General features: G+C 39.6%; 28 protein-coding genes, 1 other RNA gene and 1 riboswitch. Of the genes, 22 read left to right on the top strand and 7 right to left on the bottom strand.

Translation table 11 applies throughout. The features are described 5' to 3' along the window. Window positions 1-4: 4 nt before the first annotated feature. From NST01_RS10105 to pbuX, 11 genes are all read left to right on the top strand, one after another. Window positions 5-1,252: a ribonuclease H-like domain-containing protein gene (locus NST01_RS10105; protein ID WP_046343825.1), complete on the top strand. Its 1,248-nt coding sequence runs from the start codon at window positions 5-7 to the stop codon at window positions 1,250-1,252. 314 nt (window positions 1,253-1,566) lie between these two features. Continuing rightward, window positions 1,567-1,803, top strand: coding sequence for a spore coat protein CotD (gene cotD, locus NST01_RS10100; protein ID WP_072368252.1), 237 nt, complete (start codon window positions 1,567-1,569; stop codon window positions 1,801-1,803). 49 nt (window positions 1,804-1,852) lie between these two features. Further along, entirely contained in the window at window positions 1,853-2,395 is a 543-nt protein-coding gene (locus tag NST01_RS10095) for a DUF1273 domain-containing protein (RefSeq protein WP_202394241.1), read from the top strand. A gap of 75 nt (window positions 2,396-2,470) precedes the next feature. Continuing rightward, entirely contained in the window at window positions 2,471-2,776 is a 306-nt protein-coding gene (gene gpsB, locus NST01_RS10090; protein ID WP_008344631.1) for a cell division regulator GpsB, read from the top strand. Between the two features lie 60 nt (window positions 2,777-2,836). Then, window positions 2,837-3,218: RNase P RNA component class B (rnpB, locus tag NST01_RS10085), an RNA gene on the top strand. Window positions 3,219-3,326: 108 nt separating this feature from the next. Next, window positions 3,327-4,481 (top strand): THUMP domain-containing class I SAM-dependent RNA methyltransferase, encoded by a 1,155-nt coding sequence (locus tag NST01_RS10080; RefSeq protein ID WP_007500859.1) that lies wholly within the window; start codon window positions 3,327-3,329, stop codon window positions 4,479-4,481. A 105-nt stretch (window positions 4,482-4,586) separates the two neighbouring features. Further along, a complete protein-coding gene (locus NST01_RS10075) occupies window positions 4,587-4,784 on the top strand; it encodes a hypothetical protein (protein ID WP_017359721.1) in 198 nt (65 codons plus the stop codon). A gap of 75 nt (window positions 4,785-4,859) precedes the next feature. Then, window positions 4,860-6,800: an ATP-dependent DNA helicase gene (locus NST01_RS10070; RefSeq protein WP_249476709.1), complete on the top strand. Its 1,941-nt coding sequence runs from the start codon at window positions 4,860-4,862 to the stop codon at window positions 6,798-6,800. Between the two features lie 124 nt (window positions 6,801-6,924). Next, window positions 6,925-8,430, top strand: coding sequence for a carboxypeptidase M32 (locus NST01_RS10065; RefSeq protein ID WP_048001898.1), 1,506 nt, complete (start codon window positions 6,925-6,927; stop codon window positions 8,428-8,430). 337 nt (window positions 8,431-8,767) lie between these two features. Then, window positions 8,768-8,867, top strand: a riboswitch (purine riboswitch). Window positions 8,868-8,985: 118 nt separating this feature from the next. Next, a complete protein-coding gene (xpt, locus tag NST01_RS10060; protein WP_008346333.1) occupies window positions 8,986-9,570 on the top strand; it encodes a xanthine phosphoribosyltransferase in 585 nt (194 codons plus the stop codon). Beyond that, window positions 9,567-10,886, top strand: a complete 1,320-nt coding sequence (gene pbuX, locus NST01_RS10055) for a xanthine permease PbuX (protein ID WP_048002270.1) — start codon at window positions 9,567-9,569, stop codon at window positions 10,884-10,886. The genes xpt and pbuX overlap by 4 nt, the downstream gene beginning before the upstream one ends. Before the next feature lie 65 nt (window positions 10,887-10,951). Here pbuX and NST01_RS10050 read toward each other — a convergent pair whose 3' ends face one another. Further along, complete coding sequence (locus NST01_RS10050) at window positions 10,952-11,806, bottom strand: polysaccharide deacetylase family protein (RefSeq protein ID WP_025207523.1); 855 nt, start codon at window positions 11,804-11,806, stop codon at window positions 10,952-10,954. Between the two features lie 488 nt (window positions 11,807-12,294). On the opposite strand from NST01_RS10050, the gene NST01_RS10045 reads away from it, so the two are divergent. From NST01_RS10045 to NST01_RS10015, 7 genes are all read left to right on the top strand, one after another. Then, window positions 12,295-12,801 (top strand): GrpB family protein, encoded by a 507-nt coding sequence (locus tag NST01_RS10045; protein ID WP_017367478.1) that lies wholly within the window; start codon window positions 12,295-12,297, stop codon window positions 12,799-12,801. Window positions 12,802-13,119: 318 nt separating this feature from the next. After that, the gene (locus NST01_RS10040; RefSeq protein WP_017367477.1) at window positions 13,120-14,217 is read left to right on the top strand and encodes a type III polyketide synthase; all 1,098 of its coding nucleotides are present in this window, start codon (window positions 13,120-13,122) and stop codon (window positions 14,215-14,217) included. Next, the gene (locus tag NST01_RS10035) at window positions 14,217-14,726 is read left to right on the top strand and encodes an isoprenylcysteine carboxyl methyltransferase family protein (RefSeq protein ID WP_017367476.1); all 510 of its coding nucleotides are present in this window, start codon (window positions 14,217-14,219) and stop codon (window positions 14,724-14,726) included. The genes NST01_RS10040 and NST01_RS10035 overlap by 1 nt, the downstream gene beginning before the upstream one ends. 64 nt (window positions 14,727-14,790) lie before the next feature. After that, window positions 14,791-14,898: a Fur-regulated basic protein FbpC gene (fbpC, locus tag NST01_RS10030; protein ID WP_306172627.1), complete on the top strand. Its 108-nt coding sequence runs from the start codon at window positions 14,791-14,793 to the stop codon at window positions 14,896-14,898. Between the two features lie 132 nt (window positions 14,899-15,030). After that, a complete protein-coding gene (locus tag NST01_RS10025; protein ID WP_341041898.1) occupies window positions 15,031-18,624 on the top strand; it encodes a dynamin family protein in 3,594 nt (1,197 codons plus the stop codon). Window positions 18,625-18,665: 41 nt separating this feature from the next. After that, window positions 18,666-18,929 (top strand): YpbS family protein, encoded by a 264-nt coding sequence (locus tag NST01_RS10020; protein ID WP_039165626.1) that lies wholly within the window; start codon window positions 18,666-18,668, stop codon window positions 18,927-18,929. Window positions 18,930-19,203: 274 nt separating this feature from the next. Continuing rightward, window positions 19,204-20,091, top strand: a complete 888-nt coding sequence (locus NST01_RS10015; protein WP_116307035.1) for a 5'-3' exonuclease — start codon at window positions 19,204-19,206, stop codon at window positions 20,089-20,091. A gap of 40 nt (window positions 20,092-20,131) precedes the next feature. On the opposite strand, the gene NST01_RS10010 is transcribed toward NST01_RS10015, so the two are convergent. The 3 genes from NST01_RS10010 to NST01_RS10000 are packed head-to-tail and all read right to left on the bottom strand — an operon-like array spanning window position 20,132 to window position 21,387. Beyond that, window positions 20,132-20,257 carry a hypothetical protein gene (locus NST01_RS10010; RefSeq protein ID WP_008346357.1) on the bottom strand — a complete coding sequence of 42 codons (126 nt, stop codon included), beginning with the start codon at window positions 20,255-20,257 and terminating at the stop codon, window positions 20,132-20,134. Window positions 20,258-20,300: 43 nt separating this feature from the next. Further along, complete coding sequence (locus NST01_RS10005; RefSeq protein WP_052320762.1) at window positions 20,301-20,696, bottom strand: reverse transcriptase-like protein; 396 nt, start codon at window positions 20,694-20,696, stop codon at window positions 20,301-20,303. 1 nt (window position 20,697) lies between these two features. After that, window positions 20,698-21,387: a queuosine precursor transporter gene (locus tag NST01_RS10000; protein WP_052320761.1), complete on the bottom strand. Its 690-nt coding sequence runs from the start codon at window positions 21,385-21,387 to the stop codon at window positions 20,698-20,700. 94 nt (window positions 21,388-21,481) lie between these two features. Between NST01_RS10000 and NST01_RS09995 the strand changes: the two genes are divergently transcribed. From NST01_RS09995 to NST01_RS09985, 3 genes are all read left to right on the top strand, one after another. Beyond that, a complete protein-coding gene (locus tag NST01_RS09995) occupies window positions 21,482-22,153 on the top strand; it encodes a ribonuclease H family protein (protein ID WP_052320760.1) in 672 nt (223 codons plus the stop codon). A 1-nt stretch (window position 22,154) separates the two neighbouring features. After that, window positions 22,155-22,337, top strand: a complete 183-nt coding sequence (locus NST01_RS09990) for a zinc-finger domain-containing protein (protein WP_008346366.1) — start codon at window positions 22,155-22,157, stop codon at window positions 22,335-22,337. 171 nt (window positions 22,338-22,508) lie between these two features. Continuing rightward, window positions 22,509-22,691, top strand: a complete 183-nt coding sequence (locus tag NST01_RS09985; protein WP_008346368.1) for a hypothetical protein — start codon at window positions 22,509-22,511, stop codon at window positions 22,689-22,691. 51 nt (window positions 22,692-22,742) lie between these two features. Here the strand turns inward: NST01_RS09985 and cspD are convergent, their stop codons facing one another. Further along, a complete protein-coding gene (gene cspD / locus NST01_RS09980; RefSeq protein WP_003215784.1) occupies window positions 22,743-22,943 on the bottom strand; it encodes a cold-shock protein CspD in 201 nt (66 codons plus the stop codon). 267 nt (window positions 22,944-23,210) lie between these two features. On the opposite strand from cspD, the gene NST01_RS09975 reads away from it, so the two are divergent. Next, window positions 23,211-23,912, top strand: a complete 702-nt coding sequence (locus tag NST01_RS09975; protein ID WP_007500832.1) for an AIM24 family protein — start codon at window positions 23,211-23,213, stop codon at window positions 23,910-23,912. A 35-nt stretch (window positions 23,913-23,947) separates the two neighbouring features. Here the strand turns inward: NST01_RS09975 and NST01_RS09970 are convergent, their stop codons facing one another. Both NST01_RS09970 and metA read right to left on the bottom strand, forming a co-directional pair. Then, window positions 23,948-25,099 carry a diglucosyl diacylglycerol synthase gene (locus NST01_RS09970; RefSeq protein ID WP_007500831.1) on the bottom strand — a complete coding sequence of 384 codons (1,152 nt, stop codon included), beginning with the start codon at window positions 25,097-25,099 and terminating at the stop codon, window positions 23,948-23,950. A 228-nt stretch (window positions 25,100-25,327) separates the two neighbouring features. Continuing rightward, window positions 25,328-26,236, bottom strand: a complete 909-nt coding sequence (gene metA, locus NST01_RS09965; protein ID WP_007500830.1) for a homoserine O-acetyltransferase MetA — start codon at window positions 26,234-26,236, stop codon at window positions 25,328-25,330. Window positions 26,237-26,337: the final 101 nt, after the last annotated feature.

Raw genomic sequence — 26,337 nt, 5'->3', positions numbered from 1 at the left:
ACTCATGTCATTAAAAGGAAAATTAAACAGAATGAAAAAACACCTGTCGCACAATCAGTCAGATGAAAAGCGTGTGGCAGTAAAAGAGGGACAAACGCACACTGTGACGGCTGAAACCATTCCATTTCTAAAAGAGTGGGGGGAATTAAGTGCAGCTCCTTACTACTTTGAAGACTCTTTCTGCCTCATTCGGGAAGTGACCTATCCACTTGACCATCAGCATGGGCGATATTCATTTGCAGAACTGCCGGAGATGGTGAGTGCATGGAACAAAAGTGAGATTCAGCATTCTCTTTCTGCAAAAGGCTACAAGCCTCACGAGCTATTTTTCTTCGATACAGAAACAACAGGACTATCTGGCGGAACGGGAAATATGATTTTTCTGCTTGGGCATGCGAGAGTTTATTCAGATAAAGTGGTGGTAAAACAACATCTGCTCACGAATCCAGGAAATGAAGCGGCACTTTACAAAAGCTTTCTTAGTGAGGTGGATGTCGAATCACTTGTGACATATAATGGGAAATCATTCGACTGGCCTCAAGTCAAAACGAGGCATACATTATTACGTGATCAAATACCTGCTCTACCTGAATTTGGTCATTTTGACCTTCTCCATGGGTCAAGGAGATTGTGGAAACATAAATATGAGCGTATGGCTCTTTCGGTTGTAGAAAAAGAGGAACTGCACGTCAATCGAGAGGGAGATACACCGGGGTTCCTCGCACCAATGATCTATTTTCACTTTTTAAAGGAACAAAACCCGAAGCTGATTGAAGGAATTTTGACTCACAATGAACTTGATGTCTTATCGTTAATCAGTCTCTACATTCATTTGTCTAAAAAAATCTTATCCAAAGATGCGGTGAAGGAAGACGATGAGAAATATGCATTAGCTAAGTGGCATCTTGCTCACCGTGATGTGCAGGAAGCAACAAAGCACCTGCAAGAATTAACGGGAGCAGCGTTTGAGCATGCGGATCAAGCAGCTTATGATCTATCATTACAGTACAAGCGGTTAAAACAATGGGATAAAGCGGCATGCATATGGAGGCGTCTATTTGAATCAAGTGATGTTCATTTAAGATTAAAAGCGGGTGTAGAGCTAGCAAAGTATGAAGAACACCGCCAAAAAGATCCAAAAGCAGCCCTTTCCATTACCCAAACATTGTTATCACAACCGTCTTTAAGTGAACGAGACATTGTGGAACTTGACAAGCGAGAAAAGCGGCTCTTAAGAAAAGCTGGGCAATGAAATTATTGCCTGGGAAAGCGCAAAAAATGACAACGTTCGGCTCTCGGCCGAAAATAAAAATTGTTTAGCACTTTTATTGTAGAAAAGTCACGAATCCTGTAAAATAACGTTAGATATTGAATGAGGAGCGTAGAGCATGTATAAGGGTCTTTTCTACTTGTTTTTTCTTGTTGTCATATTGGTCGCGTTTGTGTTTTCAAACTATAAAGATGTTTTTCTTGCAAACTTTTAAAATAGGTTAATGCATTAGTACATGTACACCTCTTGATTCATACATTGTTAATGTAAGAAAATCAAGGAGAGGGGAATGCTACATGTACCATCATCATCATTGCAATCCAAATGTTACACAGCCAATTGTACATCCAACGAATCACTGCTGTACGCATAGTGAGTCAACTACAATTGTGCCGCACATCCACCCGCAGCATGTAACAAATGTTCATCACCAAAATTTCCAACATGTTCACTACTTCCCGCATACGTTTTCTCAGGTGGACCCGGCAACACATCAACACTTTAACTGCGGTGGACCTTGCTGTAACAGATAAAGTGAAATGGGACTTTTATAAGTCCCTTTTTTTAAAAGCAGGTGAAAAAATGAAAATTATTGCTGTCACAGGGTACAAGCCATTTGAGCTTGGGATCTTCAAACAAGACGAGCCTGCACTTCAATACATAAAAGCGGAACTTCGGAAAAGGCTGACGGCACTCATTGAAGACGGGCTGGAATGGGTGCTCATTTCAGGTCAGTTAGGTGCAGAAATATGGACAGCTGAAGTGGTCTTTGAGCTTCAAGAGGAGTTTCCAGATTTAAAACTTGCTGTCATTACACCATTTTATGAACAGGAAGAGCGCTGGAATGAACAAAATAAAGAGCTGTATGAAGGCGTTCTTGCACAAGCTGATTTTGTAGAAAGTGTCACGCATAGACCGTATGAAAGTCCGGCACAATTTAAACAAAAGAACCGCTTTTTTATTGAAAAAACGGACGGCCTTCTCGTCTTATATGATCCCGAGCACGAAGGCTCGCCAAAATATATGATCAAAGAAGCTGAAACCTATACCGACTACCCAATAATGTATATCACTATGGATGATTTAAGAGCACAGGTTGAGGCGGAAGATCCGTTTTTTGACTAAAAGCAAGAGAAAATTTGACAACGTCACGTATTTCTGAAAAAATATACTATGAATTCACGATATGAGGTGAAAAAGATGCTTGCTGATAAAGTAAAGCTTTCTGCGAAAGAAATTTTAGAAAAAGAATTTAAAACAGGTGTCCGAGGGTATAAACAAGAAGAAGTCGATAAATTTCTAGATATGGTCATTAAAGACTATGAGACATTCCATCAAGAAATTGAAAAACTCCAACAAGAAAACCTTCACTTGTCAAAACAGCTTGAAGAAGCGGTTGAGCAAGGGAAAAGACAGCCTGCACAGTCCAATACAACAAACTTTGATATTTTAAAAAGACTATCTAATCTTGAGAAACACGTTTTCGGCAGCAAACTTTATGATTGAGTAATACCAAAAAAGCTTGTGTCAGATGACATTGTCGTTTATAATAACGCATGTTGATTAACGTTCGGGTAATCGCTGTAATGCTTTGACATTGCAGAGGAAAGTCCATGCTCGCACGGTGCTGAGATGCCCGTAGTGTTCGTGCCTGGCGAAAAAATAAGCCAGGGCAGCCTGGGAAAGGCTGACGGCAGGAAAAATGCCTACGTCCTTTTAGGATATGGCAAAGTATCCTTGAAAGTGCCACAGTGACGAAGTCTCACTAGAAATGGTGAGAGTGGAACGCGGTAAACCCCTCGAGCGAGAAACCCAAACTTGGTAGGGGAACTTTCTCAAAGGAACCAAACGGAGAGAAGGACAGAGAATTCTGTAGATAGATGATTACCACCTGAGTACGAGGCTTTTGCCGTTTGTAGTACGATGGAACAAAACATGGCTTACAGAACGTTATATCCGTTATCATAAACATGATGAAATCAAAGCTCTCCTATTTCTACATATGGAGAGCTTTTATCTTGATTAAGAAAAGAACGAGAAAACAGGTGATAAACAAATGAAAACCTATACACTCATCGCAACAGCGCCAATGGGAATTGAAGCGATTGTTGCAAAAGAAGTAAGAGACCTCGGGTATGAGTGCACTGTAGATAACGGAAAAGTTATTTTTCAAGGAGATGCGCTTGCCATCTGCCGTGCGAATCTATGGCTGCGTACAGCAGACCGAATCAAGGTCCAAGTTGCTGAATTTTCGGCTAGAACATTTGACGAGCTTTTTGAGCAGACAAAAGCCATTGACTGGGCCGCATTTTTACCGAAAAATAGTACATTCCCTGTCATTGGTAAATCTGTTAAATCTCAGCTTGCCAGTGTGCCGGATTGTCAGCGTATCGTCAAAAAGGCTATCGCGCAAAAACTTAGATCATCTTACAACATACAGTCTGAATGGCTAGAAGAGACGGGTCCTGAATACAAAATCGAGGTAGCACTATTAAAAGATAAAGTATTGCTGACGCTCGATACGTCTGGTGTGGGTCTTCATAAACGTGGATACCGTGCAGATCAAGGAGGCGCGCCGATTAAAGAAACCCTTGCAGCGGCGCTTGTCTTATTAACGAACTGGACACCTGACCGTCCGTTTGTCGATCCTTTTTGCGGATCAGGCACAATTGCTATTGAAGCAGCGATGATTGGACAAAATATTGCCCCTGGATTTAACCGTGAGTTCGCATCTGAATCATGGGAATGGATCGGTGAGGACGTTTGGAACAAAGCACGCCTTGAAGTAGAAGAAAAGGCGAACTATGATCAGCCGCTTCACATTATCGCGAGCGATATCGATCATCGTATGGTAGAGATTGCGAAACTGAACGCAGAAGAAGCTGGACTTAGTGAACTGATTCAATTTAAGCAAATGCAAGTGAAAGACTTTCAAACAAAAGATGAGTATGGTGTGATTGTCGGAAATCCGCCTTACGGTGAACGTCTCAGCGATAAGCCAGCTGTGGAAAAAATGTATCAAGGCATGGGCGAAGCATTGAAAAACCTAGATACGTGGTCCATTTACATTTTAACGTCACATGAAAAATTCGAAGAGTGTTTCGGAAGAAAAGCGACGAAAAAGAGAAAACTGTTTAATGGATTTATTAAAACAGACTATTATCAATACTGGGGAAAACGCAGGCCTAGAAGAGAAACAACTGAATCGTAACAAATGTCCACACCACGAGAAGGTGTGGATTTTTTATGCTAAAAAGGTATAAGTCTTGACGGGACGGAATAAACTGAACTTGATTTTAAAAAAAGAGGTGTCTTCATGATTCATTATGATCAATTTCAGTTAATTCAAAAAGCACTCGCTTCAACAGCCCGAGAAATAGAAGGGATTGAAACAGGACAATCTGCTAAACTTACGGCAGCCATCGAGAACTTAGCAATGGCTCAAAACTACATAGACCATTCAGAGCACGCATTTTTAATGAAGGAAAGCTACCAGCATCGCCTGCGCTCTTAAAAAAAGATTGTCATACCCCAGCATAAATGTTACTATTGAATGTCTGAATGATTCAAAAGTTGGGGGTTGGAGCAGGTGACAGCATCTCGTTTGCCTTTTTCATTAACAAAAGAACATAATTTTTACGAAGAACTGGGAAACTGGATTGGTGATGTGTTTTATGACATCTTGCCAGAAAAGGGCTTTGATCTTCGAGATGAACAAATATTCATGGCTTTTCAGTTAGAAAGAGCCTTTAAAGAAAAAAGTGTGATGTTTGCCGAAGCTGGGGTAGGCACAGGCAAAACAATCGTTTACCTTTTATTTGCGGTCACATATGCAAGATATACAGGGAAACCTGCGATCATTGCATGTGCAGACGAAACGTTAATTGAACAGCTGGTCAAACAAGAAGGTGATATCTATAAAATTGCCAATCACCTTGATATTCAAATAGATGCGAGATTAAGTAAATCGCATGATCAATATTTGTGCTTAAAGAAACTAGAGAAAACGATGCAACGTGAAGATGATGAGAAGTGGCTCGACATTTATGAATCGCTTCCTTCATTTGTTCATGAATCTCATGGGATGCAGACATTTTATCCGTATGGTGATCGAAAAGAGTATCCAGAATTAACAAATGATGAGTGGTCAAGAATTGGTTATGACTCTTTTCAGGACTGCTTAACGTGCGACATGCGGCACCGCTGTGGCTTGAATTTATCAAGAGACCATTACCGAAAAGCCACAGACCTCATCATTTGTTCTCATGACTTTTACATGGAGCATGTATGGACAAAGGAGTCACGTAAACGTGAAGGACAGCTGCCGCTCCTTCCTGAGCATAGCTCTGTTGTATTTGATGAAGGACATCTTCTTGAGTTTGCAGCACAAAAAGCGCTAACATACCGAGTGAAGCAATCAACACTTGAGACGTTTTTGGAGCGTCTTTTGCAAAATGATATTCGTGAAGAGTTTGCAGAACTTGTTGAAGATGCACTTGCAACAAACGATCAGTTCTTTTACCTCTTAAAAACGAATGCCAAAGAAATCAAAGGATCACACCGTCTTGAAATTGGTCGTGTAGATGAGGTGAAGCGTTCAGCAAGTGAATTATGTGATTTGCTTGAGAAGATTGGAGAAGCGCTCGTATTTGAATCAGAGATGTACACAATTGATCAATATGAATTGTCTGTTGTGGAAGAGTACATTGAACAGATGGCGTATTCTCTGTCGCTTTATCAGAAAAATGCCATTAGCTGGCTGGAGAAGCAGGAATTAGATACAACCTTTGTCGTCATGCCAAAAACGGTAGCAGAGGTGCTTGGTGAAAAGGTATTTTCACAAAAAATCCCTTATATTTTCTCATCTGCTACGTTGTCTGAAAATCAATCATTTGATTATTTAGCTGAAAGCCTTGGGATCAAAGATTATTTATCCATGAGTGTGGCTTCGCCGTATGATTATGAGGAGCAAATGCAAATGTATTTCCACGGAATTCAGCAGCCAATGACAGAGTCAGATGTAAAAGGTCAGCACGTGCTGGCTCAGGTAAAAGAAAATGGCGGTCGATCTCTTATTTTATTCCCTTCATTTGATGAACTGCATGTATTTAGAAAGCAGCTCGATGCATCAAATGAACCACTGCCTTTCCATGTGTATTTTGAAGGAGACGAGGAGATCAGTACCATTGTTCAAAAGTTCCAAGCAGATGAAACATCTGTGTTATGTTCCGTTCACCTGTGGGAAGGGCTGGATATTCCAGGACAGTCTCTAACAAATGTGGTCATTTGGGGACTTCCATATCCACCGCATGACCCAGTATTTGAAGCAAAACGGAATGAAGCGAAAGATGCATTTACTGAAGTGGACCTTCCGTACATGCTGCTTCGTCTAAGGCAGGGCATTGGGAGACTGATTCGGACAAGCCAAGATGCTGGCAGCATTCATATTTACTTTGGCAGTCAGAAAGATATTGAGCTACAAAGTAAAATTGAATCCGTTCTTCCAGTGAGGCCAGTGATCTCTAAATAATAGAAAATGATTCAACAAAAGGAGGATACGAGCAGCGTATCCTCCTTTTTCATTGACAAAAGAACATTTATTGAAGTAGCCTTGAAACGTACATACATATTTTATTGATTGGGGGAACGAACGCATGAGTCTTGAATCAAAAGAGAAAGCGTTTTATCAATTACTAGGAAAAATCGCCCATTATACAGAGGCGCTTCATTTACTTTATTGGGACTCTCGAACACAAGCGCCTAAAAAAAGCGCTGATTTCAGAGCAGAAACCATCGGTCAATTATCCAGCGATATCTTTAATATGAAGACTTCTGATGAAATGAAAGATCTTCTTGTTGCTTTAAATAAAGAAAAAAAAGAGCTGTCAAAAGACACACAGAAGGCACTCGAATTATCGCAAAAAGAATATGATGAAAACAGTAAAATTCCAAAAGAAGAATTTAAAGAATACTCCATTCTACAATCAAAAGCAGAACATGTTTGGGTAGAAGCAAGGGAGAAATCAGATTTTTCACTCTTTGCGCCCTATTTAAAACAGCTGATTGATTTTAACAAGCGTTTCATTCAATACTGGGGCGTGAAAAAAACGCCATATGATGTGCTGCTCAATAATTATGAGCCGGATATGACGGTTGAACAACTCGATCAAAAATTTGGCGCACTTCGAGACGCCATCGTTCCTCTCGTGAAAAAAATTGAAGCTTCGCCAAATAAACCAGATACATCATTTTTATCGAAAAGCTTCCCGATCGACAAACAAAAAGAGCTGAGTCTCTTTTTCTTAAAAGAGTTAGGGTATGACTTTGACGCAGGACGACTTGATACAACGGTTCATCCATTTGCTGTGACATTAAGCAGAGGGGATGTACGTGTGACGACGCGTTATGATGAGCACGATTTTCGCATGGCGATCTTTGGCACCATTCACGAATGCGGCCACGCCATTTATGAACAAAATATTGATGAGGCACTGAGCGGAACGCTCTTATGTGACGGCACATCAATGGGTATTCATGAATCACAGTCTCTTTTCTTTGAGAACTTTATCGGCAGACATGAAGATTTCTGGAAAACGTATTATCAAAAGCTGCAAGAGGCATCTCCTGAACAATTTAAAGATGTCACTTTAGAAGAATTTGTGCATGCGGTGAATGAATCGAAGCCGACTTACATTCGAATTGAAGCAGATGAACTCACGTATCCGCTTCACATTATTATTCGCTATGAAATTGAAAAGGCCATTTTCAATGAAGAAGTAGCCGTTGAAGACTTGCCAGCGTTATGGAATGAAAAATATAAAGCATATCTTGGCATTACGCCGCCTAACGATGCGCTTGGTATTTTGCAGGATGTTCACTGGTCAGATGGTAGTTTTGGTTATTTCCCTTCATATGCACTTGGTTATATGTATGCGGCGCAATTAAAGCAGCAAATGATCAAAGATTTACCGAATTTTGATGAACTGATTCAAAATGGGTCTTTTGCACCGATAAAAGAATGGCTAACTGAACATGTCCATCAGCATGGAAAACGGAAAAAGCCATCTGAAATCATTCAAGACGCAACTGGTGAAGAATTAAATGTTCAATACTTAATTGATTATTTAACAGATAAGTACACGAAACTATATTTATCATAAATGAAAGGCACCCTTTGATCAGAAGGGTGCTTCAGCGTGTAGACAAACCCTCGCATTCGTTGTCAGGGTCTGTGGGTGCTCACGAATGTTAAATTCGCTCTGCTCCGGTGCTCGCCCTTCCTAGACTGCAAAGGTTTTCTATCACGCTGAAAAGAAGACAAAGGGCTAAAATCAAGTTCATTTTAGCCCTTTGTCAACAATCTGAGGCACCCTTTGATCAGAAGGGTGCTTTTTTGCTGGTTGAATATTCTAAAAACGAACGTTTAAAGCTTAATGATTATTTAAGTTCGGTATTTTTCTAGAAAAGTGCTTTCCAAGCGTCTGAAATCTTGTTATAATTTGAACACTATGAAACACTCATATAATCGCGTGATGAAGGCACGCAAGTTTCTACCGGACACCGATACCGTCCGACTATGAGTGAGCAAAATGAAACAGCTTTTGTATGAGCTGAAGATCCCGTGGATCGTTTTCGCATTGCTTGCTCCTTAATGGACAGCAATGCTTTTTTTATGCAAAAAAATGAAAGTTGCTAATATGCTGGGAGGAAGAATGATGGAATTGTTACGTCAAAAGATCGAGAACGAAGGAATCGTTCTGTCAAATCAAGTGCTAAAGGTAGATGCTTTTTTAAATCATCAAATTGACCCTGTGTTAATGCATGAGATCGGTCAAGAGTTTGCTAGATTATTTAAGCATGATGGAATTACTAAAATTATCACAATCGAATCTTCTGGTATTGCACCTGCTGTCATGGCTGGACTTGCCCTTCATGTGCCAGTTGTTTTTGCCCGAAAGCGGCAATCACTGACTTTAACGGATAACCTTTTGACAGCAAGTGTGTATTCTTTTACCAAAAAAGTAGAAAGTACGATTGCTGTCTCTAACACGCACCTTAGTGAGGATGATTGTGTGTTAATTATCGACGACTTTTTAGCAAATGGAGAAGCCGCTAAGGGACTAGCTGCAATCGCAAAGCAAGCGAAAGCAAAAGTAGCTGGTTTTGGAATTGTTATCGAGAAATCATTCCAGCCTGGAAGAAAAGAACTTGTGCAAATGGGCTATAGAGTCGAGTCACTTGCACGTATCGAATCGCTCGAGGAAGGAAAAGTCACGTTTGTACGCGAGGTACAATCATGAGTGCCGCTAAAAAAGCCAAAACCCTTTCGCTAGGGATACAGCATGTACTGGCGATGTATGCAGGTGCGGTTCTTGTCCCGCTCATTGTTGGAGATGCCCTTGGGCTCACGCCAGCCCAGCTGACGTACTTAATTTCGGCAGATATTTTCATGTGCGGCGCTGCCACACTGCTTCAAGTATGGAAAAACCGCTTTTTTGGCATCGGTTTGCCTGTTGTACTAGGCTGTACATTTACTGCGGTATCTCCTATGATTGCGATTGGCTCTAAATATGGAATTTCGTCTATATATGGAAGTATTATCGCCGCAGGGTGTATTGTCATTGCTCTTTCATTTTTCTTTGGGAAGCTTGTGAAATTCTTCCCGCCCGTTGTCACAGGTTCCGTCGTCACGATCATTGGAATTACCTTAATTCCGGTCGCCATGAACAATATGGCAGGTGGTGAAGGAAGTGCAGACTATGGTTCTTTTGAGAATCTTGGACTTGCTTTTCTTGTATTGTTTATCATTGTCCTTCTCTATCGATTTACAAAGGGATTCATGAAAGCCATTGCCATCTTAATCGGCATTCTACTTGGGACAGCAGTAGCTGCTTTCTTAGGGAAGGTGGAGACAGCAGAAGTGGCGAATGCACAAGTTTTCCGCATCATTGAGCCTTTTTACTTTGGGCTGCCTACTTTTGAATTTGCACCAATCATGACAATGACATTAGTTGCCATTGTGTCATTAGTCGAATCAACGGGTGTATACTTTGCGCTCGGAGATTTAACGAATCGTTCATTAAAAGAGAAGGATTTAGCAAAGGGATATCGTGCAGAGGGAATTGCCGTCTTATTAGGCGGTATCTTCAACGCTTTTCCATACACAGCCTACTCCCAAAACGTTGGATTGATCCAATTAACAGGTGTGAAGAAAAATCAGGTCATTGTGGTGACAGGTGTATTATTAATGGTATTTGGCCTTTTTCCTAAAATCGCGGCATTTACAACGATTATTCCAAAATCCGTTCTAGGCGGTGCAATGGTCGCCATGTTTGGGATGGTCATTGCGTACGGGATTAAAATGCTCTCACGCGTCGATTTTGCCAAACAGGAAAACTTACTCATTGTCGCATGCTCAGTTGGCATCGGGCTCGGAGTAACGGTTGTGCCGCAAATGTTTGAGCATTTGCCAGAATCGATTAAATTGTTAACAAGTAACGGAATTGTCGCCGGAAGCTTTACCGCTATTTTGCTTCATATTATTTATCACATGATTCCTTTTAAAAAAGAAACAGAGAAGGAGCTAATGGAAGAACCTAAGCAATCTGTTATGTAATCACTTCTCTTTGGAGAGCTGAAAGCCCGCATCCTTTGGATACGGGCTTATTGTGATTAGCGCTATTAATGTTGTACCGGAGGCATTGTTTCGTTAATGACTGCAAATGTATAGCCCCTTGCTTTTAGTTGTGTAATCAGGCTATCTAAATAGTTCGTGGTAGAGGGTTGATCATGCATTAAAATCACTTTTGGTTCCCATGGTTTATTTTTCTCAAACATTTGCAGTTGATCCAATACCTCTTGAACATATTGTGAGTTTTTATATCTCCAGTCAAGGCTATCAATCGTCCAATCCCAGTAAATAAAGCCATATTGGTTTAAGCGTACTTTTTGATCATATGTTAAATTTGGAACACTGCCATAAGGTGTTCTCACAAGACGGGTGTAACCGCCTGTAACAGAAGCAAGAATGCGCTGAGCTTCTCTCATTTCATTTGCGGGAGACTCACTGTTTTGATAAAAGCGGTTTATATCATGCGTCATGCCATGAAGCCCTAATTGATGTCCTTCTTGATAAAGTCTTTTCACAGCTGCTTGGTGAGCTTGGATTTGCGGTCCAAGCATGAAGAATGTCGCCTTCACTTGATGTGCTTTTAAGACATTTAACAGCTGATTTGATGTAGCAGAAGGACCATCATCAAATGTTAAAAAGACCGTTTGATTCGTTGTCTGTTGGTTTGGATTGGTCTTAAATTGTTGATCCAATGTTCTTGCAGAATGATCTTTTGCTTTCAGACTGATACTTGTGTCTCGGAAGTCACTGCTAGTAACAATTTTTGCTTGCCCATTTGTCGCCTGCAAATGGGGTTTAGACATATCCCAGATAAAAAAGAGAAACAGTGTAAGAAGCACTAAACCAATTATCTTTGAGAGAAATATCGTGTTGTAGGGTGTTTGTTTTTTGGACACCTTTTTCATGACAATCACTCCAGTCAATTAAATTTTGTGCCGAATCATGTAGTAGATTCTATCTTTTTTCACTGTTTTTCATGGTGTTCATATTGATTAAGTATACAGGAAAAAACCCCCTTTTCATATATAATCATCAAATAAATTAGCATTTTATGGTTATTTATTTGTGTTGATCAGAAAAAAAGGTGATCCATTCATGTTTAAATGAAAGGTGGGGTTTGTCTACGGTTCTTCTCATTTGAGAGGTGTTTTTTTGCATAAAGCTATGTTAAATAACTCTATTAATAATCGGTTGAAGGGATTTTTGTTCTTTAGATATAAAATAAGATGAGAGTGAATGGTTAAGAATCGTTTTGAATGACATCAACCAAGAAATAGATCTAAACGAATAGGATGATTGTTGAAATCTATCCGCTCTCTCCATATGGGACTTATGATAAAGTTGGTTTATTAACATTCTCCAAATGGGTGTTAATAAAAGGTGGGATAAGTAAATGTTAGGATTACCAAGAGGGGAAGTTTTTTTAGTGCCTTGGTCTATGGAGTGGAAAAACGAATATGAAAAAGAAAAGCGCCAGATAATAGCTGATATTGGTCCATACACAATCAATGTACACCATATTGGAAGTACAGCAGTAAAAGGTTTAAGCGCTAAGCCAATTATTGATATTGCAATTGAAATAGAACATTTTTTTGATGGTGAAAAATGTGTAATAGCGTTGGAAGCACTCGGTTACTCATATAAAGGAACAGACGTATTACCTGAAAGACACTACTTTAATAAAGGAGAACCACGAACACATCAAATCCATATGTACCAAAGACATAATAAGTATTTACTTGAACAGTTAAATTTCAGAGATTACTTGAGAAATAATGAGCAAGCTAGAAGTGAGTACCAACAGCTTAAACTTAAATTATCAAGATTACATGGAAATGACAAACACAAATACGCACATGAAAAAACTGCTTTTATTAAGTCAATCCTCGAAAAGATTTAGGTGAGGGTTTGCTCTTTAGATGTTCATAAGAGAGGTCATTCACAGAGGAACTCCCAATTAACGGAGTTCTTTTTTTTTCATTAAATCACCATTATTTTTGAACATAAATTGCATAAAAAAAGCAGGTTCGCTTGGCTTGGAACGAACCTGTGAAGGAGGAAAACTACATCATGTTTTCATCTATATTATCCAATATTTATCAATTGTCGTCAAGACAAAAAGTTAGACGGAGGAAAATATTTTGACTGAATTGTGTCGTTTTGGCATGTATATCCTTTTTTTGATTGGGGATATTAACCGAAAAAAGAGGTGAAGCCGATGGCATACATTCTTTCAGTTGGAACAAGTCTGCCAAAACATCATGTGGATCAGCAAGCAGCTGCTCAATTTGCAAGGTCTCAATTTAAACGATCGTTTAAAGATATTGATCGGCTATTAAAAGCTTTTAATAATGGCGAAATAGAGAGCAGGCAGTTTGTACAGCCTATTGATTGGTATCAAGAACATCATTCTTTTGAAGAGAAAAACAACCTCTATATCGAAAAAGCATTGGCACATGCGAAAGAAGCCGTTTTTCACTGTCTGCATGAAACAGCGTTCCTTACAAAGCCAGTTCCTTTTGATGAGATTGATGCTTTGTTTTTCATCTCCAGTACAGGGTTATCAACGCCAAGTCTTGATGCAAAGCTGATGAATGTTCTTCCATTTTCTCCTTATACGAAACGAGTGCCGATTTGGGGGTTAGGCTGCGGGGGCGGGGCGGCAGGCTTATCCCGAGCTTATGAATACATCAGGGCGTATCCAGAAGCGAAAGTGCTCGTTGTTGCCTGCGAGCTTTGCAGCCTCACTTTTCAGCCGCAAGATCAATCAAAAAGCAATTTAATTGGAACCTCACTGTTCGGTGACGGGACTGCGGCCGTTCTTTTAACTGGAAAAAAGGCTGCCTCTAAGTATACGCGGTTAAAAACAGTACCTAAAGTGCTTGGTACGCAGTCAGTGACCATGAAAGATTCTGAGGATGTGATGGGATGGGATTTTACCGCCGACGGATTTCGGGTCATCTTCTCACGTGATATTCCGTCCCTCATTTCTGGGTGGTTAAAAGAGCAAGTGGATCAATTTTTACATCAGCTAGGGTTTTCAACAGAGGATGTATCCGTTTTTCTTGCTCACCCTGGAGGAAAAAAAGTGATTGATGCCTATCTTGAAAGCCTATCTTTACAAGATCATCAGCTATTTTCTTCAAAAGAGGTTCTGAAACAGCATGGAAACATGTCCTCTGCCACCGTTTTATATGTGATAAAGCATTTTCTTGAACATCAGTCACTAGATGCAGGACAGGTGGGGCTTTGCGGAGCACTTGGTCCAGGCTTTTCGTCAGAATTATTGCTCATGAAATGGGAGGGGCTCTCGTGATGATTTTCTGGATAGTGATTGGCATTTTCATTTGTCAGCGCCTCATTGAAATGCTTGTGGCGAAAAGAAATGAAAAGAAGGTGAAGGCGATCGGAGCGATCGAATTTGGTGCAAGCCATTATCCTTATATGGTCGCTATGCATGCAGCATTTTTCCTCTCGCTTATTGGAGAGACATGGCTGCTGCATCGTCAACCGTCTCGTTTTTTCCTATTGCTGCTTGTGTTCCTGCTTGCTACCCAGGTGATTCGGTACTGGGCACTATGTTCACTTGGGACGTATTGGAATACAAAAATCTTAGTCGTTCCCAATGCGATGATTGTGAAAAAGGGGCCGTATCGCTGGTTAAAACATCCTAACTATGTGGTGGTGGCGATTGAACTGATGTTCATTCCGCTGCTATTTAACGCATTTATTACTGCCATTTTGTTTACTTGTTTAAATGGATGGATGATGATGGTCAGAATACAAACAGAAGAAAAAGCGCTGAATCAATATTTACTAAATTAATATTGAAAATCATTATCAATTGTGCTACACTTTCATTAATGATAAACATTCTCAATCATGAAGGATGGACGGTGATCACATGACAATGATTTTCTTACTCGGTACGGTCTGTGTATACAGCTTATTGATTGGCTTCGTATTAAAAGGTGTTTCAAAAAAATCTGCTTCCTGATTGCAGTCCATTGTGACTGATCGGGCAGCAGATTTTTTTTATTTCCTCAGATCAGAAGAAAAATCTCTTTATTTTGTGTAAAATGGTACACATACATAACTGACTTTTCTAAAAACAAAGGGGTTTATCGTCATGAAAGACTTGTCTATTCGAGATTCGCTCGTTCAAACTACAGGTGCTTTATATCAAAGTCTTCTGAAAAGGGATGATCACGAGCGTGCAGCCAAACTTGCATCTATTATGAAAAAGGAAGCTGAAGAAGAAGTGTATATCGCATTTACCGGCCACTATTCTGCTGGTAAGTCATCACTAGTGAATCATCTTCTTCATGATCACATCCTGCCCACAAGCCCAATTCCAACGAGTGCAAACTTGGTTGTTGTCAGGAAAGGGGTCAGTGAAGTTCAGCTCCATACGTCTGATGGACGCTTTGCAAAAATGAGCGGTTCTTATGATAAAGAAGCGGTGCAGCGTTTTTGTAAAGATGGGGAACAAATTGAGATGGTGGAAATTAGCGGTGATTATAGTGGACTTGAAGAAAAAGTGGCACTCATTGATACGCCGGGAATTGATTCAACGGATCATGCGCACTTTTTATCCGCTGCTTCGATTCTTCATCAAGCGGATGCTCTTTTTTATGTCGTTCATTATAACCATGTCCATTCTGAAGAAAACATTCGCTTCATTCGCTCGATTAAAGAGAAAGTGCCTAATCTTTATTTCATCGTCAATCAAGTGGATCGGCACGATGAACAAGAGACAACTTTTGAAGACTACAAAAAACAAATCGTTGAGATGCTATTAAAAGAAGGCATTGAAGAAGAACATCTATATTTTACTTCTGTGACGGATGAGGCACACCCAAAAAACGAAATGATCCGTTTAGTGAAGAAGCTACAAGAATTACAAACCATGCCTAAAGCATCACTTCGAGCCTATACAGAGCAGAAAATCGAACATGTTTTAAAAGAACATATAGACTCGTTAAAAGAAGAACTGCATGAAGAGGACCTTGATAATCAGCTTCGAGAAAAAAGGAATGAAGTGAAAGAACTAGAAGAGAAACGCCGATTTATTGAAAATGGTGCAAAGCAGGTAGAAGATAAAGTGTCTTCTGAAGTAGAGAACATCTTAAAAAATGCAAACCTCACGCCATTTAAGATGCGAGAGCTTGCAAGTGACTATATCGAATCGAAAGCACCTGGCTTTAAAGTGGGTTTACTTTTTGCCAAAAATAAAACCGAGCAGGAAAAGGAAAAGCGGGCAAATGATTTCTTAGCAGATGTAAAAAAGAGAATGAAAGCGGAAGTTGACTGGCACATTGCCGAGCTCCTTAAGAAAGCAATAAAACAGCATCAGCTTGGGGAAGCGTTATTAGACAAAGCCATGGCATTTGAGACACCTATTGAAGAATCCTTGCTTGAAAAGGTCATTCACCAAGGGGCAACTTTTTCTAACGAATATGTTCTTCAATATGCGAAAGATGCTGGTGAAGCATTGAAAAGACAGGCAAAACAGCAAGCGCTTCAATTGATTGAACAGATGATTGAGACCTTGAAAGACCAGCTCCGGAATGAACAAGAGAAGCAAGAGGAAAAATGGAAACAAGCGAAACAAGAGCTTCAGAGCCTTGAGGAGTATAACGAAAAAAATGAACAAATAAGACAGGATATTCAGCATTTATGGGATATTTGGCAAAACGGAACGGATGATCATATCCCAGGCGACTGGTTTTATGCGAAAAAGCAATGGATGCAGCACGACCAGCTGGAGAAGAATCGCGCATCAATTCATGTTGAAGAGAGCGATCAAGCAACTGAACGGATAGAGCGCGATCAATACCGCCAATCACAGCATTTAACAACAGCACAATCAATTGCACAATTTAAAGAGCTTTCCCGCATTTTATCGCCTTTAGATATTCTAAAGTCTCAAAGAGATTCCTTTGAAAAACGAACAGAACGGCTGCAGGCAAAAGAATTTACACTCGCTTTATTTGGCGCTTTTAGTTCTGGAAAATCTTCTTTTGCCAATGCGCTTGTTGGACGGAAGGTGTTACCATCATCACCTACGCCAACAACTGCAACAATTAACAAACTGACACGACCTACGGAAGATCATCCTCATGAAAGTGTCAAAGTGGTGTTTAAAACCAAGCAGGACATTCTAGAGGAACTCGATCAGATTCTTGGATTTTCGATCACAACAGAAAAAGGAGATTCGTTTAAGGCAAAGCTGGAAAGAGTGCTGAAAAAACGGCAGCTCGAACAGGATCACCGAATCATTGTAGAACATTTTCTACAAGCCTATGCCAAGTTTCATGATGACATTGACAACCAAACGAATTTACATGTCACACTTCAAGAATTAAAGCCTTATGTAGCGGAAGAATCTGTTTCTTGTGTGGTGAAGGAAGTGACGGTGTATTTAAGTACACCTCTGACAGATAAAGGGCTGACGATTGTCGATACACCAGGTGCAAGCAGTATGAATAAGCGTCATACAGAGATCGCCTTCCAGTATATGAAAGATGCAGACGCCCTTCTTTATTTAACGTATTATCAGCATTCTTTCTCAAAAGCTGATCGCTCATTTTTACGGAAGCTTGGACTCGTAAAAGATTCCTTTAGCATGGATAAAATGTTCTTTATCATCAATGCAGCTGATTTGGCTAAGGATCAAGCAGAGCTTGAAACCGTATTTGACTATGTACGAAGCGAGCTTACAAAAGAAGGCATCCGCAATCCAAACCTGCATCATGTGTCTAGTAAGGAAGAGATCGAGGGGAAAGAGCCGACATCTTATAATCAATATGCAACACTGAGAAAACAGCTCGACTATTTTATTGAGGAAGAATTAACGAAAGATGCCATTGAACTTTTGCATTTTGAAGCTAATACATTATGTACAACGGTCGATAGACTACGTGCGACCTTGCATCAATCAGAAGATGAGAAAGAAGCTGAAAAGAAAAACATCAAGACATCCTATGAAGCCATTCTCGAAAAAATGCAAGATGTGAAACGGTCTAAGCTAGTGACCGAAAGCGTAAAAAAAGATGTGCATGAACAGCTTTATCATATTGTTCAGCGGCTTTCATTATTTGCGAATGATCTATTAAAGTCGGCTTTTTATCCTGGCATATCTCAAGGGAATTTTGGTCAGCAGTTAAAAATGGCACTTGAGAAAGCGTTAAAGGAGTATGAATTTGAATTTGTGCAGGAGCTCAAGGCACTTGATATCCGAATGGAATCGTTTATCCACCATTATTTCCAGGAGGAGTGGGAAAAAGGGATGCAGGCTGCATGTGCGGAAGATCCTTACTTTTCTCTCAGCCTGTCAGCCCCTGAGGAGAAAAATGCTGAGCTAAAACAAATTGAAGTCGAAGCAGAGATTGTACCATTTGAGCCGCTTTTAAAGAAACAAAAATCAGCGAAAGCCTTTTTTGAGCAAAATGAAAAGGCTACGTTTATTGAAGCCATTCGAGATGTTCTACATCAAATGACAACACGTTGGGCAGATAACGAAAAAGAAGAGTTGCTGAGCAGATATGAAAAGCTAGTGAAGACCTATACGGAAAGGTACGAACAAGATGCTCTCCAACAGCTCAATGAGCAAAAACAGACATTTATGACGAGCCTTACAACAGATGCTGAAAAACAGGCGATCATTGAACAAGTTTATGAACAAACAAATGAATGGAAGAACCAGTTGAAAACGATATGATTCATGATAGACTATATAAAAAAGAAAGCAGTTGATAGACGATGACGAGCGTACACGAAGAAATTTCTGCACATTCACAGAAACAACATGCCCACATCCAATCTTTTCTTGCACTTGAACAAAAAAGAGAGCAGGCGATTGAATCGGCTGTGAAAAAATGTGAACACAATGAACCATTTTTAACAGATGAGATCAATGCCATTACGTCTAAAATGAATGAGCTTGCCCGAGGCGGAATTGTTCCCCTTCGTAAACATGTCACGATTGAGATGGTGGAGGAATACACCCAGCGTAAACAGAAGTAAAGAGTAACTTTCTCATTTTTGGTCATCTTAACAAATGAACCAGAAAGGGGAATGATCATGGCAAAAAAGCAAAACGTAAAGCAGCAGGAGGAGCGCATGCCGAAGGAAAAAGGCATGCCATCCTACGCAGAAGCGGAAACGAAAAGAATGCAATATGGTAAAAAGTAATCGGGCTGCCTCTTCTTTATCAAAAGAAGAAGGCGCCTTTTTTATGTTCGTTTCGATGTTCTATGATAGAATAGGAGTATTGTTTATAAAAAGGGAGTTTAGATGAATGAATAAACACGTCTTACTTGTAGATGGCATGGCACTTCTTTTTAGGTCGTTTTATGCGACGGCTGTCCATCGCAATTTTATGATAAATGATCGTGGTGTGCCGACAAATGGAGTGAATGGTTATTTGAAGCATTTGTTAACAGCTGTCCAAACATTTGAGCCGACTCATATCGTTTGCTGCTGGGATATGGGAAGCCAGACATACCGGAACGAATTGTTTCAAGATTATAAAGCCAATCGAGGCGAGGCGCCTGTTGAGCTTATCCCGCAGTTTGATTTAGCAAAAGAGGCGACAGCAGAACTGGGGATCATGAACATTGGTGTGACAGGTTTTGAAGCAGATGATTGTATTGGAACGCTTGCATCAATCTATCAAAACGAAGCACATGTGACCGTCTTAACAGGAGATAAAGATTTGCTGCAGATCTTGAATGAACAAGTGAACGTGGCTTTAATGCAAAAAGGCATCGGGAATTATAAGCATTATACAAAAGCCCTTTTTGAAGAGGAAATGGGCATTTCTCCAAAGGCGCTGATTGATATGAAAGCGCTGATGGGTGATACTAGCGATAATTACCCTGGTGTAAAAGGAATCGGCGAAAAAACAGCATTGAAATTTATTCAAACGTATGAAACGATTGATCGACTGTTAGAAAATCTTCATGCATTAACGGCAGCTCAGCAAAAGAAAATGCAAGCAGGATTAGAAGATCTGAAGCTTTCTCGTATACTGGCAGAAATTAAATGTGATGTACCACTCAGCTGTCCGATTGACGAAACAAAAATAAAAATGGACCCAGAGCGGGCAGCGGCAATGCTTCGCTTGCATCAAATTAAAGGGATCGAACCAATGGTTAACCGCTTAAGTCAATTAGGAATCAGTTGAGGTTGTTCTTACGCAGAAAAGAAACAAAGGGCTACATGTATTAGCCCTTTGTGTTGCTTTTTTTCGCCTTATTTTCTAATTGCGATATTGGCTGTTTATCTTTTGTCTGCGCATCACCTTGAGGAGTCGTTCCGTTTGTGACACGGCCTCTGTTCTCTTTATCCAATTCGTATCACCTCACCCATTAGCATAACCAAAAGAAAAGCGATTCATCCTTTTGAAAGGTGAATCGCTTTTCTAGCGAGCTGATCAGCCACTTGATTTTCCTTGCTCGGAATCCACTTAATGAAAAATAAATCAAATTCGCTTTGAAGCTGCAGCATTTCTTCGATAAAATGACGAAAAGATGGATTTTTAGCAAATCCTGCATTGGCTGCACGATCCACTACTTGTGAATCAGTGCGGAATGAAACGGTCCGTAATCCTTTTTCTACGCAAATTTTCATGCCTTCAATGAGCGCAGAAAACTCTGCTTCATGATTGCTCATGATGCCAAGAGGAATGGAGAAAGACTCAACTTTTCCGTCATATTTCAAGAAAATGCCGATGCCAGATGGACCTGGGTTTCCGGCACTAGCACCGTCAATATATATTTCAGCTGGCAATTTATTTCCCCCTTTCATCAATCGGAACCATTTTTTTCGCCGCATAGGCATAAGGTGTGCCAATGGCAGCGACAATAAATTTAATCACATAAGTCGTGATGAAAATTTCGATCCATATATGGAATGGGTAGGTCCCAAGAAAGGCAATGGTTGTGAAAACGAGTGTATCAAGCAGTTGGCTAATCATTGTACTCCCCGCATTTCGCAGCCAGAGCGCACCATCTGAAGGAAATATCCGGCGAATAAACGAATATACATAAACATCTAACATTTGACTGATGATATAAGCAGCAAGACTACCAAGAGCGACCCTTGGCATAAAGCCAAATATCGTTTCTAATGATGATTGGGAAATGTCAGATGGAGCGGGATGGAAAAGCAAAGCCTCCTGCATGACAACAGTTAATGTTAAAAGGGTGGCAAAGCCAATCCAGACAGCTTTTTTCGCTTCGGTTGGTCCATATTTTTCATTGAGGACGTCCGTTGCAAAGAACACACTGCCATATAAAATGTTGCCAAGTGTTGCTGTTAAGCCAAATAATTCAACGGTTTTGACCACTTGTAAATTGGCAGCAACTGTTGCAAAACCAATCCAGACGAAAAGCCCCATCTTGCCAAATCCTTTATAAAATAGAAGAACAATGATAAAATTAATGATCGCAAATAAGATCCAAATACCTTCATTAAACAAGTGACATGAACTTCCTTTCTAAATGTAAAATGTAACTTTTTGATTATAGCATAACGAACGTTTACCTTAAAAGTATGGGAAGGCGATGTGATCAATGAAACTAAGAGCGCACTATACAATGAAAGTGAAATCGATTGGGTCCATTGCTTTTTTCCAAGAAGATTGGATGGAGCTCAAAGAGGCCTTGCTTTTAGCAAAACATATAGACAAAAAAGAACCGCAGTCACTTCTATCATTTGAAGATGAAAAGGGTGCGATGTGGTCGATGAAAGAACTTGAAAAGCTAAACGAAGAACTTAGGCTTGAACCCGATCAGCTTCAGGTCTATTTTGATGCGAGTTTTCACAAAGAAACAGGTGATGCTGGGCTTGGAATTGTCGTGTACTATCAGCTCGGACAGGATGCATACCGATTAAGGAAGAATCAGCCTTTTCAGAGCACCACGAACAATGAGGCAGAGTATGCGGCTTTATTTGAAGCGGTAAAAGCTTTAAAAGAACTGGGAGCCAGCAGAAACTCTGTAACGATTAGAGGAGATTCTCTTGTTGTGATGAATCAGCTCAAAGGGGAATGGCCTTGTTATGATGATATACATAACAAATGGCTCGACCGAATTGAGGCTGCGATCAAAGAGCTGAAGCTCACGCCAACATATGAAGTCATCGATCGTAAACAAAATGCAGAAGCAGATCAGCTTGCCAGACAGATACTTGCAGACGTCCCTATCGAAAGTAAGTTGAAATTAGAAGTAGACGGAGCTGAATAAAGTGGATAAAAAAACAGCAGTAAAAGAATTAACAGATCTTCAAGACACGTATTGTTCAGATTGCTTGATTAAGAAGCACTTTCGTAAAGAATTTGGCAAAAAATACGCCCACTCCTTTTGTATACAGCAATGCACGGTAGGAGAGAAGATCAAACAATACGGGAATGAATTACTCAAAAAATAAACGTACACTCCGGTTTTCCCCTAGATGTATCACACGTTCACGAAAAAAAACGAATAGAATGTGTAAAAAAAGAACATATTCTGAAAAATGAGCCGATATAACTATAGAAAGTTTTGGTTGAGTTACTTTTTGACTAAGTGACGGATAATAGAGGAAAAGGGGAAGGCCGGCATGGATAATAAGGATTTTGAAACGGTATTACATCGGACATTTCAAGAGGTGTACAGTGATCTAGAGCAACTGGTAGATGTAGCAAAGAAGGGAAGACCTTTTCTCGAAAAAGATATCTCTGAAATTGAACAAAGATTAAAGCAAAATATTTTAGCGATTGAAATTCAGCTGAAAATCAAATAAGAGAGGCATACGCCTCTCTTTATTTTGTCGTTTCATCATTGATTGAGTTGATTAGATTTTTGTTACGTTTGCAGCTTGAGGTCCACGATTACCTTCAACGATTTCAAAAGAAACTTCTTGTCCTTCTTCTAGAGATTTGTAACCGTCACCTTCGATAGCTGTGAAGTGAACGAATACGTCGTCTCCGCCTTCAACTTCAATGAAGCCGAAACCTTTTTCATTATTGAACCATTTTACTTTACCGTTTTGCATATTGCTTTTTCCTCCTAGTACTGTAGCACACCTTTTGGCATACTAAAAAAAATTTTTCATCACCTAACGACTTAAGAAGTTGTTAAATGATGGTTCCACTATACACCATCAAAAGTAAAGCGTCAAGCAGGCAAGCCAAATTTTGAGCAGAATGTTTGATTTTTTTGTTTTTTTAGTGAATGACATTTATCTATAAAACGTCCTAATCTCATGAAACCTAACGTATAACTTGTCCGTATATAGTAAAAATACAGAAAGAGGTGCGTCATGAATCGTTACACAATTGAGGAGTTTGTTCAGAATACGCAGCAAGAAGACAAAGGGGAAGGGGTCTTTGAACTTGAAACACCAAGATTGTTAGAAATTAATTTAACGGATACCATTTGGGCAAAAACAGGCTCCATGGTTTCATATCGCGGGAAAATAAAGTTTGAACGTGAAGGTGTGTTTGAACACGGTGTGTCAAAGATGTTCAAAAAAATGTTATCAGGAGAAGGAACTTCTTTGATGAAGGCCACAGGTGATGGAAAATTATATGTAGCAGACCAAGGGAAAAAAATCTCGATTCTTCGATTGGCTCAAGGGGAGTCTATTTTCGTTAATGGAAACGACTTGCTCGCATTTGAACCGTCTGTTCGGTGGGATATTAAATTAATGAAAAAGGTGTCTGGCATGCTTGCAGGCGGATTATTTAATGTCAAACTTGAAGGACCAGGTCTTGTGGCAATCACAAGTCATTACGAACCGCTGACGCTGATTGTTCAGCCAGGTGATTCTGTTTATACAGATCCGAATGCGACGGTCGCATGGTCAGGAGATTTGCAGACTGAATTTGTGACAGATGTATCGTTCAAAACGTTTATTGGCAGGGGAAGCGGAGAGTCCATTCAAATGAAGTTTAGCGGAAGTGGCTTTGTTGTTGTTCAGCCGTTTGAAGAAGTATATACAACGAATGGAAATCAAGGTTAAAAGAAAAAAGGTGTCCGTCAATGACGGACACCTTTTTATGATAATGCTTGAGCATACGATTTGTTGCTCATGATCAGATCTGATTGTTCGACGATATCTTCTAAAATGGTTTGAGAAGATTGTTTTAAGTGTAATTTTTTGATGTTTTGTTTCATGGATTCTAATTTTTCTTCGTCTTGCAGCAAGTTGGTGACAGATTCTAAAATGTCTTCGTGTCTGTTGATGACAATGGCAGCGCCGTAATCTTCAAAGAAAAGAGCATTTTCTTTTTCTTGTCCTGGAACAGGTTTGTAAAGAATAACTGGGACACCAATTGCTGTTGCTTCTGTTAATGTAATCCCGCCCGGTTTTGTAATCATACAGTCCGTTACTCTGAACAATTCATCAATTTGTTCCACATATCCAAGCGCCTTCAATTGATTTGGGTGTGCTTGTTCAAGTTCGCTAAGCGATTGCTTCAGCGCTGCATTCTTACCGCACACAACAACAATTTGTACTTCACTGTCAAGAAGTAGTGCTTCACACAGTTCCTTCACATTTTTTAGTACACCATGGGCACCCGCCATAATGAGAAGGACTTTTTTGTCTGATGATAATCCATATTTTTTATAGATGATCGATTTAGGCACGTCTACTTCAAATTGTGGTCTAATCGGAATGCCTGTTACCTTGACATCGCTTGGATGTGTGCCGATTTCTACTAGCTTTTGTTTCACATAATCGGTTGCAACATAGTATCGGTCAATGTTTTCATGTACCCAAATTTTATGAAGACAAAAGTCTGTCATCACATTAAATGTTGGAATGACTTTACCTGTTTTGTTTCGGTATTCAGGTACAACAATCATCGGGAATGTAATGATGATGATATCCGGATTGTGTAATTGAATTAATTCATCAAGACGCTTATTTCCCATCTTTAAATAAATGTTAAATTTGCGTTTATTGTAAATTTTATCTACACCGTAATAAAACAAGCGATAAAATTGTTTCCCAATGGAGAAGCTCTTTAAATATAAATATTGAGTCACTTCAGACACAATGGGATTTGATTCTTGATACAAATTAGAAACTATCACATGTTCAAACCCTTGGGATTTGCATTCATCATACAGTGTTTTTGCAACCTGCATATGTCCATTTCCATAATTTGCGGTCAAGATTAATATTTTTTTATTGGTATTCAAGAATATTCACCTCAAATGTAATCAACAACAACAAAACTTCGTACGAAAACTATAAATCTCATAGGTCTACATATACATAAAGATAACATATAAACAGCGAGAGCATATCATTCGTTACGAAAGAATTAAACTAATTTTAAAAAACAAACAGACTAAATTGATAATGGAAGACAGAGCCATTTGTATTTTAACACATTTTAAGCATTTATCATCAGACTACAGTCTATTTTATTCCCACACATATGGTGTTTCTTGATAAACATAGTAATTAAGCCAATTCATAAACAGCAAAGTAGCATGGGCTTTCCAGCGGTTCACTGGAACTAATGTGTCTCCATCTTCTATGAAATAGTGGACGGGTTTTTTGACTGTATCATGTTTCAACAAATCTCTTTCATATTCCTGCTTCAATGTATCTGTATCGTATTCAGGATGTCCAGTTAAAAATACTTGTCTATCATCATCTGAAACAATTAAACAAACACCAGCTTCCTCAGACGTGCTCAATATTTTTAGATTCGGCGTGTTTTTTAATTGTTCTGTATTAATATCTGTATGCCTAGAATGTGGGACATAGTATACTTCATCGAAACCTCTTACTAATCTTTCTTTTTTCTCTTTGACAAGATGTTCAAAGACACCGAATTTTTTCTCTGGAAGCTTGATTTTTTCAATGCCATAATGATGATACAGACCAGCCTGTGCCCCCCAGCATATATGGAGAGTAGACGTCACATTCGTTTTACTCCAGTCCAAAATGTCCTGCAGTTCTTTCCAATAGGAAACTTCTTCGAAAGCTAAATGCTCAATTGGTGCACCTGTAATGATCATGCCATCAAATTTTTTATGGCGAATCGAGTCAAAGGTCGTATAAAATTCATCTAGATGCTCTCTCGATGTATTCTTCGGTGTATGTGTACTTGGAATCAAAAATGTAAAATACACTTGCAAAGGAGAATTTCCGAGCATTCTCAACAGCTGCGTTTCAGTTTGTATTTTTTTTGGCATTAAGTTTAAGATCACGATATTCAAAGGACGGATATCTTGTTTGAATGCCCTTGTCTCATCCATGACGAAAATGTTTTCGCTCTCTAGTATTTGTTTTGCCGGCAGATGAACTGGTATGTTAATAGGCAACTCGCCACCCCCTGAACCAAAGCTAATTTCACTTCATTATAGGAACTTTCTGGCGATATTTCAATGTTTCAATTATGTTACAATGAAAAATAGAGCAAAAA

The organism is Bacillus sp. FSL R7-0166, from assembly GCF_038008935.1.
GTDB classification, from domain to species: Bacteria; Bacillota; Bacilli; order Bacillales; family Bacillaceae; genus Bacillus; species Bacillus altitudinis.
This window is presented reverse-complemented; position numbering and strand designations above follow the sequence as displayed.

Excerpts from the sequence above, each read along its gene's own strand:
- NST01_RS10105 (WP_046343825.1), top strand. The coding sequence starts at position 5 with ATGTCATTAAAAGGAAAATTAAACAGAATGAAAAAACACCTGTCGCAC.
- pbuX (WP_048002270.1), top strand. The coding sequence starts at position 9,567 with ATGAGTGCCGCTAAAAAAGCCAAAACCCTTTCGCTAGGGATACAGCAT.
- NST01_RS10040 (WP_017367477.1), top strand. The coding sequence starts at position 13,120 with ATGGCATACATTCTTTCAGTTGGAACAAGTCTGCCAAAACATCATGTG.
- NST01_RS10065 (WP_048001898.1), top strand. The coding sequence starts at position 6,925 with ATGAGTCTTGAATCAAAAGAGAAAGCGTTTTATCAATTACTAGGAAAA.
- xpt (WP_008346333.1), top strand. The coding sequence starts at position 8,986 with ATGGAATTGTTACGTCAAAAGATCGAGAACGAAGGAATCGTTCTGTCA.
- NST01_RS10095 (WP_202394241.1), top strand. The coding sequence starts at position 1,853 with ATGAAAATTATTGCTGTCACAGGGTACAAGCCATTTGAGCTTGGGATC.
- NST01_RS10020 (WP_039165626.1), top strand. The coding sequence starts at position 18,666 with ATGACGAGCGTACACGAAGAAATTTCTGCACATTCACAGAAACAACAT.
- NST01_RS10045 (WP_017367478.1), top strand. The coding sequence starts at position 12,295 with ATGTTAGGATTACCAAGAGGGGAAGTTTTTTTAGTGCCTTGGTCTATG.
- NST01_RS10050 (WP_025207523.1), bottom strand. The coding sequence starts at position 11,806 with ATGAAAAAGGTGTCCAAAAAACAAACACCCTACAACACGATATTTCTC.
- NST01_RS10075 (WP_017359721.1), top strand. The coding sequence starts at position 4,587 with ATGATTCATTATGATCAATTTCAGTTAATTCAAAAAGCACTCGCTTCA.
- NST01_RS10025 (WP_341041898.1), top strand. The coding sequence starts at position 15,031 with ATGAAAGACTTGTCTATTCGAGATTCGCTCGTTCAAACTACAGGTGCT.
- gpsB (WP_008344631.1), top strand. The coding sequence starts at position 2,471 with ATGCTTGCTGATAAAGTAAAGCTTTCTGCGAAAGAAATTTTAGAAAAA.
- fbpC (WP_306172627.1), top strand. The coding sequence starts at position 14,791 with ATGGACGGTGATCACATGACAATGATTTTCTTACTCGGTACGGTCTGT.
- NST01_RS09975 (WP_007500832.1), top strand. The coding sequence starts at position 23,211 with ATGAATCGTTACACAATTGAGGAGTTTGTTCAGAATACGCAGCAAGAA.
- cotD (WP_072368252.1), top strand. The coding sequence starts at position 1,567 with ATGTACCATCATCATCATTGCAATCCAAATGTTACACAGCCAATTGTA.
- NST01_RS09995 (WP_052320760.1), top strand. The coding sequence starts at position 21,482 with ATGAAACTAAGAGCGCACTATACAATGAAAGTGAAATCGATTGGGTCC.
- NST01_RS10080 (WP_007500859.1), top strand. The coding sequence starts at position 3,327 with ATGAAAACCTATACACTCATCGCAACAGCGCCAATGGGAATTGAAGCG.
- NST01_RS10035 (WP_017367476.1), top strand. The coding sequence starts at position 14,217 with ATGATTTTCTGGATAGTGATTGGCATTTTCATTTGTCAGCGCCTCATT.
- NST01_RS09985 (WP_008346368.1), top strand. The coding sequence starts at position 22,509 with ATGGATAATAAGGATTTTGAAACGGTATTACATCGGACATTTCAAGAG.
- NST01_RS10015 (WP_116307035.1), top strand. The coding sequence starts at position 19,204 with ATGAATAAACACGTCTTACTTGTAGATGGCATGGCACTTCTTTTTAGG.
- cspD (WP_003215784.1), bottom strand. The coding sequence starts at position 22,943 with ATGCAAAACGGTAAAGTAAAATGGTTCAATAATGAAAAAGGTTTCGGC.